At 49.9% G+C, this 13,012-nt stretch carries 11 protein-coding genes; 4 read left to right on the top strand and 7 right to left on the bottom strand.

Going from position 1 to position 13,012, the window contains the following annotated elements:
* Positions 1-11: 11 nt before the first annotated feature.
* On the bottom strand, positions 12-1,280 hold the full coding sequence (gene dgcN / locus PMPD1_RS20255; protein WP_173635743.1) for a diguanylate cyclase DgcN/YfiN: 1,269 nt from the start codon (positions 1,278-1,280) through the stop codon (positions 12-14).
* A 399-nt stretch (positions 1,281-1,679) separates the two neighbouring features.
* On the opposite strand from dgcN, the gene PMPD1_RS20260 reads away from it, so the two are divergent.
* Entirely contained in the window at positions 1,680-1,961 is a 282-nt protein-coding gene (locus PMPD1_RS20260; RefSeq protein ID WP_173635744.1) for a YjcB family protein, read from the top strand.
* A gap of 32 nt (positions 1,962-1,993) precedes the next feature.
* Here the strand turns inward: PMPD1_RS20260 and PMPD1_RS20265 are convergent, their stop codons facing one another.
* Together PMPD1_RS20265 and PMPD1_RS20270 are read right to left on the bottom strand one after the other, a co-directional pair.
* Positions 1,994-2,944 carry an ATP-grasp fold amidoligase family protein gene (locus PMPD1_RS20265; protein WP_173635745.1) on the bottom strand — a complete coding sequence of 317 codons (951 nt, stop codon included), beginning with the start codon at positions 2,942-2,944 and terminating at the stop codon, positions 1,994-1,996.
* 8 nt (positions 2,945-2,952) lie between these two features.
* The gene (locus PMPD1_RS20270) at positions 2,953-4,209 is read right to left on the bottom strand and encodes an MATE family efflux transporter (RefSeq protein ID WP_173635746.1); all 1,257 of its coding nucleotides are present in this window, start codon (positions 4,207-4,209) and stop codon (positions 2,953-2,955) included.
* A gap of 526 nt (positions 4,210-4,735) precedes the next feature.
* Here PMPD1_RS20270 and PMPD1_RS20275 point away from each other — a divergent pair.
* Complete coding sequence (locus PMPD1_RS20275; RefSeq protein ID WP_173635747.1) at positions 4,736-5,131, top strand: transposase; 396 nt, start codon at positions 4,736-4,738, stop codon at positions 5,129-5,131.
* A gap of 774 nt (positions 5,132-5,905) precedes the next feature.
* On the opposite strand, the gene ssb1 is transcribed toward PMPD1_RS20275, so the two are convergent.
* Positions 5,906-6,442: a single-stranded DNA-binding protein SSB1 gene (gene ssb1, locus PMPD1_RS20280; protein WP_173635748.1), complete on the bottom strand. Its 537-nt coding sequence runs from the start codon at positions 6,440-6,442 to the stop codon at positions 5,906-5,908.
* 228 nt (positions 6,443-6,670) lie between these two features.
* Here ssb1 and uvrA point away from each other — a divergent pair, with 228 nt between their 5' ends.
* Both uvrA and PMPD1_RS20290 read left to right on the top strand, forming a co-directional pair.
* Complete coding sequence (gene uvrA, locus PMPD1_RS20285; RefSeq protein ID WP_173635749.1) at positions 6,671-9,499, top strand: excinuclease ABC subunit UvrA; 2,829 nt, start codon at positions 6,671-6,673, stop codon at positions 9,497-9,499.
* A 279-nt stretch (positions 9,500-9,778) separates the two neighbouring features.
* Positions 9,779-10,843 carry an NAD(P)-dependent alcohol dehydrogenase gene (locus PMPD1_RS20290; protein WP_173635750.1) on the top strand — a complete coding sequence of 355 codons (1,065 nt, stop codon included), beginning with the start codon at positions 9,779-9,781 and terminating at the stop codon, positions 10,841-10,843.
* 46 nt (positions 10,844-10,889) lie between these two features.
* On the opposite strand, the gene PMPD1_RS20295 is transcribed toward PMPD1_RS20290, so the two are convergent.
* From PMPD1_RS20295 to PMPD1_RS20305, 3 genes are all read right to left on the bottom strand, one after another.
* Entirely contained in the window at positions 10,890-11,237 is a 348-nt protein-coding gene (locus tag PMPD1_RS20295; protein WP_173635751.1) for an MmcQ/YjbR family DNA-binding protein, read from the bottom strand.
* 2 nt (positions 11,238-11,239) lie between these two features.
* Positions 11,240-11,656 carry a secondary thiamine-phosphate synthase enzyme YjbQ gene (locus PMPD1_RS20300; protein WP_173635752.1) on the bottom strand — a complete coding sequence of 139 codons (417 nt, stop codon included), beginning with the start codon at positions 11,654-11,656 and terminating at the stop codon, positions 11,240-11,242.
* Positions 11,657-11,765: 109 nt separating this feature from the next.
* Complete coding sequence (locus PMPD1_RS20305; protein WP_173635753.1) at positions 11,766-12,959, bottom strand: amino acid aminotransferase; 1,194 nt, start codon at positions 12,957-12,959, stop codon at positions 11,766-11,768.
* Positions 12,960-13,012: the final 53 nt, after the last annotated feature.

The raw sequence follows: 13,012 nt of genomic DNA on the forward strand, positions 1-13,012 counted from the left end.
ATTTCGCCCCGTTACGCACTCTCACTGGCCTGCAGGGAAGAGGTCGATAAATATCCTCCCCCTCCGCGCGCTTTGATACTGTACATTGCGGCATCCGCCTGTGCTAACAGCGCCTGAGGCGAATGGTGGTTTTTCGCCAACGCCACACCAATGCTCAGTGTTTGGAAATGCGCTTCTCCGCCAGGTAATAAAATCGGTTCTCTCATTGCGAGAATTAAGTGATGCGCCGCTTGCGCGGCCTGCTCCGCGCGATCGATATTGTGCAGTAACACTGCGAACTCATCGCCACCGAGCCGGGCCACCAAATCACTGGCCCGCAAATTGGCACGCAGACGCCGGGCCGTCTCGACCAGAACGTCATCTCCCGCCGCATGGCCATAAGTGTCATTCACCTGTTTAAACCGGTCGCCATCAATAAATAGCACCGCCGCGCGCCTGCGCAGACTGGGATCGCTGAGTAAACGTTTTAATTCGCGCTCGAAGAACAATCGATTAGGCAACCGAGTCAGCGCATCGTGAGAGGCCTGGAAAGCCAGCGAGTCATGTTGGCGTTTCATTTGCTGCTGCCACTTCGCCATTTCATCCAGCAAGCCATTAAAATCACTACTGAGTTTGTTCAGTTCAGCAATGTCGGAACCGGGAACGCGTTGCGTAAATATCCGCCTGGCCCGCACATCATGCGCCACGCTGGCAATGTTCTGTAGCCCACGCAAGATGCCCTGATGCATACGGTGCGAAAGTATTGAAGCGAATAATGCGGTGAATAACAGGCTGCCCATCAGCCAACTGATGACCAGGTAGATATAGCGAATAATGGTTTCCGCATTACCGGTTAACCAAACGCGCCCAATCTCTTGATTATGATGCGTTATCGCCACCGAGACCGGGTGCGGAAAAAACCATGAGGCAATAAAACGATGGGCTTTATTTTGCTCAAGAAACCGGCGCGAATGCCAGGCGGCTAACGGATTATTTTGCTGGCGATAAATTTTACCCTGCGCGAATTCGCCATGTTGCCCAAGACCTTGCAAAATATCCTGCGCCGCTTGCTGGTCGTTGGCCAGGACCGCGCCTTTTACTGCATAACTGACGGTTGAAGCCACCAGTTGTAAATTGCTTTCGGCGTAACTACGTAGTGCAAACAGTGAGAGTACTGACAGCGACACACCCGACACCGATAGCGAAACCAAGATAATAATCAAATGGATACGTTGCAATGACTGACGCAATGTCGGCAACGAATGCGGCAACGCAGAAACGAAAGAGTTATGCCGGACCATAGTGGTTACCTGCCCCGTCAACCCTGAAAGAAAACATGAGGCCAGCCGGTGCGGAATAAAAATAGCGCGGTGTATTACGTGGTTTGTGCATTGTTATCATCCTTATGAAACGCAGCTCAAAACCCTCTTTCTCATTACCCTTAATGCTTGATTACGTAATGAGATAGAGGGTTACCTGAAAAAATTCGCTATTTCTCAGGACCCTGTCAAAAGCGGCAAAAAAACTACCATACCAGGCTTAAATTTTGTTCAAATTTTAAAATCCAGTGATATAATGTGAGCCAAGTCACATTACTGCCGTGTCAGTTCATGGGTTGAGAGGGTTCCCTGGCTTCCTCACAACACCTCAGGTGATGCCAATAACCAACGTCAGGGCAGACATCTTCAGAGGTTTTTTACATGGCTACCTTGACCACCGGTCTTATTGTAATGCGCTGGGAATTACTGAGCGCAATCATGATGTTTTTCGCCAGCACTTTTAAAATTAAATGCCGCCAGAGCAGCCATAACCTGATGGCGTTTGTGTTTAGCGGCGTTGGCATTGGCATGTCTTGTTGGTTTGTCACCGGCCTGCTTGGCATTACCCTTAGCATGGAAAACTTCAACAACTTTTTGGACATTTCCAAACATGCCTTTGTGGATATCATGAGCCAGGCTCCTGCCAACTGGCCAATGCCTTAAGCCTGCTCTCCGCCTGCTTTCGCTTCCGGTTGTCATACTTTTTTCAACATTTCCGGAAGCGAAATATCCTCAGACTTTGCGTCAGATTGCGGCACTCGGGTGCGGTCCTGAATCCACATGTCGCCCATGATTTTATCCAGCCCCTGTTCCAGGCCGGTCACCAAACCTGCTCCTGGCGTAAAGGTTAACTCGCCAAAGTAGATCTGATCCCCATGGATGTACCAATCGACACGCACGTAGTCGAACGCACACGCCAGTGTTTTACTCAGTTCCAGCGCCTTTGCTAACTTGTCTTGCTTATCTGCCATATCCAGCCCGGTATCGCGGATACGATGGAAAACCTTGCTCAGATTGTTCACATAAAACTGCATCGATAACGCCGGGCCGCCGCGGTTATAGATCACCTGCAATACATATTCAAAGTTGCCGTCCCGCTTGTTGAACATATGAAACTTGTAGTCCACGGCGGCGCTTTCCCCGTCACCGATATAGCGCTCAACCAAGATATGCGGCTTGATGTAGCGATAGTGAATTTCCCGTACTTCGTTGGAGTAATCTTTTTTCAACCACTCCTGGCAACGGTTAACCAAACGTTGACGACCTTCGGTATCCGGCTCCTCAAGCAAAATCTCCACCATGTTGGAACCGTGGTTTGATTTAATCACCGTATTTCTTAACGACGCCACATTAAGCAATGTTGCGGGGTCGCTGGTTTCATGCACCAACGGGATCAAGTACTGATCGCCAATAATATTGGCAATATAACCACGCACTAAAAACTTATCGGACAACCGTCCGTAACACAGATGATCGCCATTGATGAATTTGCGGTACAGCACCTTTTCATTGAACAGCTTAGGCTCGCGTATGTTCGGTAAGTGTTTAAATTTATAAAAATAGTGCACTCGATCCTGATAGACCCACGGCATTTTTTTAACAAAATAGAGAACGCTTCTTCTCAATTCATTCTTAAAATTCAACATCTTTTACCTCATTTGTAGGTCTTGTAGTTCAGTGAGGAAATTTGCATTTTTATAATGACGCCGTTTTTAAAGAAGTAATTCATTACGGTCAGCGACAATAACTCAATGATAAAAACGCTCCATGCCGCGCCAGATAAACCAAAGCCGTGGATCAAGCCATACGACAGGGGTAAACCAATCAGCATTAAACAGACGATTTTTATCAACAAATAATTAAAGCCACCCTCTTTAACAATGTAACGGTATGCCACCGTTCCCATTGCGGAGAGGCTGGTTGCCACTGAGAGCAACGTAACGAGACTTCCTGATTGTGTGTAGTGGTGCCCGTATAACATTACGATAATCTTCTCGCCATACAGAAAGATGAAAAGAAGCATTAATAGCGAGACGATCATGACATAGCCATTCAACTTTGCCGTTAATTTCAAGGCTACATCCGGCCGCTCTCTAAAAATTTCAGTAAAACTTGATGTAATAAGAGCCAAAGGAATAAATATCCATGAGGCTGAAATGGTGTTTGCAGCAGCGAACAGGCCGAGATCCTGTGCCGAACCAACACCAACTAAGAAAAACTGTGCCATTTTTACCTGTATCGATATAAAAATACTGGATATTGCCAACGGCAAGCCGGCATACAGTAAATAACGCAAATAGAGGCTGCGTTTTCTTCCGGAGACCGCTAATTCACGATTCCCCCGATAAAAGGTATAACGCTTAATTAAATAAGGAACTAACGTTACTGAAATAATAGACAGCGTCAGCCATGACGGATTAAGCCGCCACCAGGCGATAGAGAAGCTGATAGCAAAACTGAGCAGCATACCAACCGAGTTTGCTACCGTATTCAGTCGCGATGCCAGTCGGGCGTTATTGTAGACGCTAAAAGTATCTTGGGTAACAAACAACGCTGAAAAAAATGAGGCCAGCGAAAACAAAAGGAAATTCTGCTTCATGCTATATCCTACCCATGCTAATACGGGTAGCGACAGCGCCAGCAAAATTGTCATACGCATTTTTTTTGCAACGCTCATCAAGCGAATGCCTTTGTGTGCGCTTTTACTTAAGTGCTTAAAAAGTATGGTTTCAGTACCAAAAATCGCTACCGTTTGAACCACCGAAAAAACCGATGCAGAAAAAGCGATCTGGCCAAAGATGGATGGCCCGAAGGATTTTGCCACGTATGAAGTAACAAAAACTACGCCAAAAACAGAGACAATCTTTTCTGACATCATCCACGCAGCATTAGACATTACACTGTATTTCATCGACGCATCCTTTGTGTTTTCTACTACATGCCGCTTTACAGACATCCTTGTTTACTACTGAAAACTGTGCACTATGAGCGCAGGTAAAAATTGAGATAATTTCTCTTTCGGCCAGGTTAACTTGATTAATTATTGGTTTTAACTCTGGCCACTTTGTGGGGAATTAAGACAACCGCCCCTTGTTTTTATCGGACAAACAGCGTCAACGTTAATAATTTGAATTAAACATGGCACGAAACGACTATTTTGTAAAAAACCGCACCCGGGCCATTTTTGAGTCGTGACGTTATCTATCGTTACTGTCTATCGAATCTATAACAAAAACCTACATTGAGAAAGTCAACCCAACCCAAACCAAACAAAATAAGACAAATCTCATCACACTATTTCACCAGTATAATTTAACTTATCTCGTGCAATTTAAAACCAGCACTTAAACACATTGAATAAATATTCCACTTTTACAGTGCCAAATATTATCACAGTGTTTCTCATCCATTCATTGATTAGAAAGGTAAGAGCTTTTATGAGGAAGTCACGATATAGCGAAGAGCAAATCACCAGTGCGATTAAAGCTTCAGAATGTGGCGTTAAAGTGAAGGAGATCTGCGATGAACTAGGGATATCAGAGGCAACATTCTATAGCTGGAAAAAGAAATACTCGGGCTTATCTTCAGAAGAAGGAAGGAAAATCAAAGCATTAGAGGAGAAAGTACAATCATTATTGCGCGAACTACAATCGTTAAATGATGATAAAGAGATGCTGCAAAGCGTGCTTAAAACCTTTTTCACTACCGATGATAAACGCCAAGCCGTTAATTTTCTGCAAAATACATACGACATTGGCACGCGCAGGAGTTGCCGATTAGTGGCGATTAGCCGCAGTGTTTATCACTATCCCGATCAGGTGGATAAACAATAGGCTGTTTTTTTACACGGTATAAATAAGATTATTCCTTGTGATTAACGATGTGCGTTTTTAATTAAAGATCCGGTGAATTAACATAAAATATAATTATGCTCTGATGTTTTAACCATTGAGTTTCGCCCCTCTTTGTCATTAACTGCAGCACACACTTTTAAATTCCGTAAATATCAAACCATTCGCGACACACTTACTCGGTTAAACGAGTAAGTGCCGTCGATCCTTAGTTTACCTTAGTTTAACCTTCAGGCTCTGGCGCGTAAAAACGCGTTAGCAAAGGTGAACAGTCAGTTTGGCCAGCTTATCAGACTGGCGTGGCAAATGAGATTCAAAAAGCCTTCCCGGCGGAACCTTGCCGTTCGACCACAGTGTTAGCATCATTAACGAAACCCGCTTAAATAAACCCTTTAGTATTGCTTACCACTTACCGTGCTTCATACGCAAACGGCTGGCTTCAAACCGCCTCATAGTTGTCAGTGATTTAACTATTCGCCATCTCACTGGCGGTTTACCCTCATTGGGGAGGCCGGTAACTTTATCTAATCCTGGCTCATGTCCCCAACAAATATGCAGGTTTATCGCCAAGCCTATTCAGTAGCGTCGGTTGACCTTCCGCGTGCAGTGCAGGATTCGATAAGCGCCCTTTGTTGGCGACGGCGGGAGGAGAGAGATGACAAACATCGTTAAACATCCAGTCAAAACAATAAGGCCCCGCGAGTGCGAGGCCTTATCTTCAAACGTCAAACATTCCAGCGATACCTGAGGCGAACCTTAGAACGGAATGTCGTCATCAAAATCCATCGGGGGTTCATTATTCGCCGGGGCGCTTGGTTGCTGCTGCTGCGGACGAGACTGCGCGCCGCCGCTGAACTGGTTACCGCCCTGCTGCTGCGGCTGCTGCGGTTGGCCCCAACCGTTATTATTGTTCTGACCGCCGCCCGCCGGTGCGCCACCGCCCTGACGGCCGCCCAGCATCTGCATGGTGCCGCCAACGTTGACCACCACTTCAGTGGTGTAACGTTCCTGGCCACTCTGATCCTGCCACTTACGCGTTTGCAGAGCGCCTTCAATATATACCTGAGAGCCTTTACGCAGGTACTCGCCCGCCACTTCCGCCAGCTTGCCGAACAACACCACGCGGTGCCATTCCGTTTTCTCTTTGGTTTCGCCGGTTTGCTTGTCACGCCAGCTTTCGGAGGTGGCCAGAGTAATGTTGGCAACCGCACCGCCATTCGGCATGTAACGGACTTCCGGATCCTGACCCAGATTTCCGACAAGAATCACTTTGTTAACGCCCCTGCTGGCCATGTTCATGTCTCCCGATGAGTATTTACTAAAAGTCTAAACGGCGAATTCTAACACGCCACCGTGTTGGATCATACTTTCGTTCTGGCTCTCACTAATGATCCGCTGCTTGCAGAGTTGCAATCAGGTACTGGATATTCATTCAGGTTTTTTTATGCCATAATGACATGTTTCGTTCTGGCCATGCCGGGCACAGGCATGGTGAGGTCTGCGTTAATCCGGGAAATGTGAATGGATAAGATCGAAGTCCGGGGTGCCCGCACCCATAATTTGAAAAATATCAACCTGATCATCCCTCGCGACAAACTGATCGTTGTTACCGGATTGTCAGGTTCCGGTAAATCCTCGCTGGCGTTTGACACGCTGTATGCTGAAGGGCAGCGCCGTTACGTGGAATCGCTCTCCGCTTATGCGCGCCAATTTCTCTCCTTAATGGAGAAACCGGATGTCGACCACATTGAAGGCTTGTCACCGGCAATCTCAATCGAGCAGAAATCGACCTCGCACAATCCGCGTTCTACCGTTGGGACCATTACTGAAATCCACGACTATTTGCGTCTGTTATTCGCACGCGTGGGTGAGCCGCGTTGCCCGGATCATGATGTCCCTCTCGCGGCGCAGACCGTCAGCCAAATGGTGGATAATGTGCTGGCGCAGCCAGAAGGCGCGCGTTTAATGCTGCTAGCGCCGGTGGTTAAAGAACGTAAAGGCGAACATACCAAAACGCTAGAAAATCTGGCGACGCAGGGCTATATCCGCGCGCGTATTGATGGCGAAGTTTGCGATCTGTCCGATCCACCGAAGTTAGAGCTACAGAAAAAGCACACCATTGAAGTGGTGGTGGATCGCTTTAAGGTACGTGAAGATTTGGCGACCCGTCTCGCCGAGTCGTTCGAAACCGCGCTGGAGCTCTCCGGCGGCACCGCGATTGTCGCCGATATGGATGACGACAAAGCGGAGGAGCTGTTGTTCTCAGCGAACTTCGCCTGCCCGATCTGTGGCTACAGTATGAGTGAGTTAGAACCACGGTTGTTTTCATTTAACAACCCGGCAGGCGCCTGCCCAACCTGCGACGGCTTAGGCGTACAGCAATATTTCGATCCGGATCGGGTGGTGCAAAACCCCGAGTTATCGCTGGCTGGCGGCGCGATCCGCGGTTGGGATCGGCGCAACTTCTACTACTTCCAGATGCTACGCTCGCTGGCGGATCATCTCGATTTTGATATCGAAGCGCCGTTCAATTCGATCGATGAGAAAGCTCGTAACGTGATCCTCTATGGTTCCGGCAAAGAAACTATCGAGTTCAAATACATTAACGATCGCGGCGATACCTCGATCCGCCGTCATCCATTTGAAGGCGTGCTGCACAATATGGAACGCCGCTATAAAGAAACGGAGTCGTCGGCGGTACGAGAAGATCTGGCGAAATTTATCAGTAACCGCGCCTGCGCGAGCTGCGAAGGGACGCGTTTGCGTCGCGAAGCGCGCCATGTGTTTGTCGAGAACACCACGCTGCCGACCATTTCGGATATGAGCATCGGCCATGCGATGGATTTCTTTCATAACCTGAAACTCAGCGGTCAGCGGGCGAAAATTGCCGAAAAGGTGCTGAAAGAGATTGGCGATCGCCTGAAGTTCCTGGTTAACGTTGGTCTAAATTATCTGTCCATGTCACGCTCCGCCGAAACGCTTTCCGGCGGTGAGGCGCAGCGTATTCGCCTGGCTAGCCAAATCGGCGCCGGCCTGGTGGGCGTAATGTACGTATTGGATGAACCATCAATCGGCTTGCACCAGCGCGATAACGAACGTCTGCTAGAGACGTTAGTCCATCTGCGCGATCTCGGTAATACGGTGATTGTGGTCGAACATGATGAGGATGCGATTCGCGCCGCCGACCATGTTATTGATATTGGTCCCGGCGCTGGCGTACACGGTGGTCAGATTGTCGCCGAAGGCACCATTGACGATATTATGGCGCAGCCCGATTCGTTAACCGGCCAATACCTGAGCGGTAAACGTGAAATCGCGATTCCACCACAGCGTGTACCTGCCGATCCGAATAAAGTGCTGAAGCTGACCGGCGCGCGCGGTAATAATCTGAAGGATGTGACTTTAACGCTACCGGTGGGTCTGTTTAGCTGCATCACCGGCGTCTCCGGCTCCGGTAAATCGACCCTGATTAACGATACGCTGTTTCCCCTTGCTCAGCGTCAATTGAATGGGGCGACCATTGCCGAACCGGCGCCTTATCGCGATATCAGCGGGATGGAACATTTCGATAAAGTGATCGATATCGATCAGAGCCCGATCGGGCGTACGCCGCGTTCCAACCCTGCCACCTATACCGGCATTTTTACCCCGGTACGCGAACTGTTTGCTGGCGTTCCCGAAGCGCGTTCACGCGGATATAACCCCGGCCGCTTCAGCTTCAACGTGCGCGGCGGGCGTTGTGAAGCCTGCCAGGGCGATGGCGTGATTAAAGTTGAAATGCACTTTTTGCCGGATATTTATGTGCCGTGCGATCAGTGTAAAGGTAAGCGCTATAACCGCGAAACGCTGGAGATTAAGTACAAAGGCAAAAGCATTCACGAAGTGTTGGAGATGACCATTGAGGAAGCACGCGAGTTTTTCGATGCGGTGCCGGCGCTGGCGCGTAAACTGCAAACGCTGATGGATGTTGGTCTATCCTATATCCGCTTAGGGCAGTCAGCGACCACGCTTTCCGGCGGTGAAGCCCAGCGTGTGAAGCTGGCGCGTGAACTCTCGAAGCGCGGTACCGGTCAGACGCTCTATATTCTGGATGAGCCCACCACCGGGCTACACTTTGCCGATATTCAGCAGCTTCTGGAAGTTTTGCATCAGTTACGCGATCAGGGTAATACCATCGTGGTGATTGAACACAACCTGGACGTGATTAAGACCGCAGACTGGATAGTCGATCTCGGCCCCGAAGGGGGAAGCGGCGGCGGTGAGATACTGGTTTCAGGCACCCCTGAAACGGTAGCTCAGTGTGAGCAATCACATACCGCGCGTTTCCTTAAACCTCTACTGACACGATAGGTCTCTTTCCGTGCCCTGCGCCGTTCAGCCTTATCAATGAAGGTTGAACGGCGTGCTCGCCCGCGACGGGTTTTGCAGACAAACTTGCAGAAACAGGCAAGATTTATACACATTCAGGCATACACGCCGCGCCATTCACTGTCTATTCTTAATGTTCCACATTTCTGCTTCTTCCGTTTTCTAACGGAGAGGCTGTCAGGGAAAAGTCCGGCGTTTGCCGCCACTGACTTTGTCCATTTTTTAGCGTTTATTTCACGACACATTCTAACTGGAGTCACCATGAATATTACGCATGCCTATGCGGCACAAGATGCGAAATCTAAACTTGCGCCATTCGACTATAAGCCGCGCGAACTGCGCGAGCATGATGTACAGCTTGAAGTCTTATTCTGCGGCGTTTGCCACTCTGACCTTCACCAGGCACGCAATGAATGGAAAAACACCGTGTTCCCGGTGGTACCCGGTCATGAAATTGTCGGCCGAGTCACTGCCGTGGGCGCGCATACCCACAAATACAAAGTCGGCGATCTGGTAGGCGTAGGCTGTATGGTCGATTCCTGCCGTTCTTGTCCAAGCTGTGACGAAGGGCTGGAGCAGTATTGTGAAAATGGTTTCACCGGTACGTATAACGGTGAAGATCGTCAAACCGGCGCCATTACTTATGGCGGTTATTCAACCGACATGATAGTGCATGAAGATTTTGTCCTGCGCGTACCGGAAAACCTCGACCCGGCAGGCGTTGCGCCACTGCTGTGCGCCGGGATCACGACTTACTCGCCGCTGCGTCATTGGGGCGTCGGCCCAGGCAAAAAGGTCGGCATCGTTGGCCTTGGCGGCTTGGGACATATGGGCGTAAAACTGGCCCATGCGATGGGTGCGCATGTGGTGCTGTTCACCACCTCGCCATCCAAAATTGAAGATGGCAAACGTCTGGGCGCGGATGAAGTGGTGATTTCTAAAGATGCCGATCAAATGGCGCAGCATGCTAATAGCTTCGACTTCATTCTGAATACCGTCGCGGCGCAGCACGACCTGAACCCGTTTATTAACCTGCTGAAACGCGATGGTAATATGACACTGGTCGGCGCGCCGGAACATGATCATCCGTCACCGCACGTCTTTGACCTGATTTTCAAACGCCGTAGCGTCGCGGGTTCACTGATTGGCGGCATCGCCGAAACGCAGGAAATGCTCGATTTCTGCGGCAAGCACAACATTGTTTCCGACATTGAACTGATCGATATGAATCAGATCAATGATGCTTACGAGCGTATGCTGAAGAGCGATGTGAAATATCGCTTTGTGATTGATATCGATAGCCTGCGCCAGGAAGCGGCAGCCTAACGGTTACCTCGCTACGGGCGCTTCGCCCGTAGCACTCTTTACCCGGTTACCGATCGTGGTTAACGCCCGGATGATGGGTATCCAACGCCTGCTGTAACGAAGCATCCACCAAATAATAGATCTGCGAATCCTTCAGCGTGCCGTCAAGGTAGAGTGTGCTCCAGTGCGATTTATTCAGATGCTCGCCAGGAGAGACATCGCGATGCTGTTCACGCAACAAATCCGCCAGCGTCGGCGTGGTTTTAAGCGAAACCGCCGGGCGCCCTTTCACCTCATGCACCATAGCGAATAGTACGTCATCCACCTTAATTTGCGTGGCTTTCCAGTCACTGTGAACATACTGTTCAGCGCCAGGTTTACTCATGCAGTAGGATAATAAATCTGAGGTTTTCATCGTTATTCCCCTTGTAATGTTGCCACGATCCGACGTGAGCCGCCGCGAACCCGGTGCTCTCCCAGCCAAATCCCTTGCCACGTGCCTAACACCAGACGCCCATGGTTCACCGGCAGCAATAGTGAAACGCCCAGCAACGACGATTTAATGTGGGCCGGCATGTCATCCGCGCCTTCATAATCATGCTGATAAGGCGCATTTTCCGGAACTTGCCGCAAAAAGTGTTGTTCCATATCGTGACGCACCGTCTCATCGCAGTTTTCATTTAGCGTTAATGAGGCAGATGTATGTTGCAACAGCAAATGTAGCAAACCGGTGCCAACCTCGCGTATAGCAGGCAGCCCGTTAACCACTTCATCGGTTATCAGGTGGAAACCGCGCGGCTTCGCGCTCAGCGAGAGTGTGTGTTGAGACCACATGCAAACTCCTTTGAATAAATCATAAGGCTTAAGTGTGCGACATTTGGCGGCAAACCGGCAAAAAAAAAGCAGCGGAAAAGCCGCTGCTTAATGATTTTTACAGAATGGCTTACATAACCGCGGCGAAAGCCTCTGCGACTTGGTGAACGTTATTGCTATTCAGCCCGGCAACACACATGCGACCGCTGGCGATTAGATAGACACCAAACTCATCGCGCAGACGATCAACTTGCTGCTCACTGAGGCCGGTATAGCTAAACATGCCGCGCTGTTTCAGCAGGTAATCAAAGCTTTTCCCCGGCACCGCCGCGCTCAGCGCGGCGACCAGTGCCTGACGCATCTCCAGAATGCGTAAACGCATTGATTCCACTTCTGCCAGCCAGCTTGCCTTTAATGCCTCATCATTCAGCACGCAAGACACCAGCCGCGCGCCGTAGCCCGGCGGGTTAGAGTAGATGCGGCGTATCGATGCTTTCAGTTGGCCTAATACGCGAGCGGCTTCTTCCGCGCTGTCACAGACGATAGAGAGGCCGCCAACACGCTCACCATACAGTGAAAAGATTTTTGAGAAAGAGTTGCTCACCAGTGCCGGTAAACCCGCAGCGGCAATGGCCCGAATGGCGTAGGCATCCTCTTCCATACTGGCGCCAAAGCCCTGGTAGGCGATATCAAGGAACGGCACCAGTTCTTGCGCTTTCAATACTTCAACGGTTTGATCCCACTGCGCTGGGGTTAAATCCGCGCCGGTTGGGTTATGGCAGCACGGGTGCAGCAGAACAATGCTTTGTTTTGGCAAGGTTTTCAGCGTAGCGAGAAATGCATCGAATTTAACGCCGTTGGTTTCCTCGTCATACCACGGGTAGGTATGCACCTCGAAGCCGGAACCGGCAAAAATCGCCACATGGTTTTCCCATGTCGGATCGCTCACCCATACGGCTGAGTGCGGGAAGTAGCGTTTCAGAAAATCGGCGCCGACCTTCAGCGCGCCCGACCCGCCCAGGGTTTGGATGGTAGCCACGCGCCCCGCCGCCAATACCGGATGATCGGCGCCGAACAGTAACGGTGTAATCGCGCTACGGTAATCCGGCAGCCCTTCCATCGGCAGATAGAGTAATGCGCCGTGGGGTTGCTGTTGCAAACGCTGTTCGGCGGCAACCACCGCTTGTAATTGGGGAATGATGCCCTGTTCGTTGTAATACAGACCGATACTCAGGTTCACCTTATGCGGACGCGGGTCTTGCTTAAAGGTTTCCATCAGCGAAAGTATCGGATCGCCGCCATAGGCATCAACGTTTTGAAACACGGTGCAGATCTCCATGAGTGGTATGTTGTAGGGTTAGGCACCCTTACCATAAC

It is taken from the genome of Paramixta manurensis, assembly GCF_013285385.1.
Classification (GTDB): Bacteria; Pseudomonadota; Gammaproteobacteria; order Enterobacterales; family Enterobacteriaceae; genus Paramixta; species Paramixta manurensis.

Bases quoted from the DNA above. Each gene is read 5' to 3' on its own strand.
- dgcN (WP_173635743.1), bottom strand. From the start codon at position 1,280: ATGGTCCGGCATAACTCTTTCGTTTCTGCGTTGCCGCATTCGTTGCCG.
- PMPD1_RS20260 (WP_173635744.1), top strand. From the start codon at position 1,680: ATGGCTACCTTGACCACCGGTCTTATTGTAATGCGCTGGGAATTACTG.
- PMPD1_RS20265 (WP_173635745.1), bottom strand. From the start codon at position 2,944: ATGTTGAATTTTAAGAATGAATTGAGAAGAAGCGTTCTCTATTTTGTT.
- PMPD1_RS20270 (WP_173635746.1), bottom strand. From the start codon at position 4,209: ATGAAATACAGTGTAATGTCTAATGCTGCGTGGATGATGTCAGAAAAG.
- PMPD1_RS20275 (WP_173635747.1), top strand. From the start codon at position 4,736: ATGAGGAAGTCACGATATAGCGAAGAGCAAATCACCAGTGCGATTAAA.
- ssb1 (WP_173635748.1), bottom strand. From the start codon at position 6,442: ATGGCCAGCAGGGGCGTTAACAAAGTGATTCTTGTCGGAAATCTGGGT.
- uvrA (WP_173635749.1), top strand. From the start codon at position 6,671: ATGGATAAGATCGAAGTCCGGGGTGCCCGCACCCATAATTTGAAAAAT.
- PMPD1_RS20290 (WP_173635750.1), top strand. From the start codon at position 9,779: ATGAATATTACGCATGCCTATGCGGCACAAGATGCGAAATCTAAACTT.
- PMPD1_RS20295 (WP_173635751.1), bottom strand. From the start codon at position 11,237: ATGAAAACCTCAGATTTATTATCCTACTGCATGAGTAAACCTGGCGCT.
- PMPD1_RS20300 (WP_173635752.1), bottom strand. From the start codon at position 11,656: ATGTGGTCTCAACACACACTCTCGCTGAGCGCGAAGCCGCGCGGTTTC.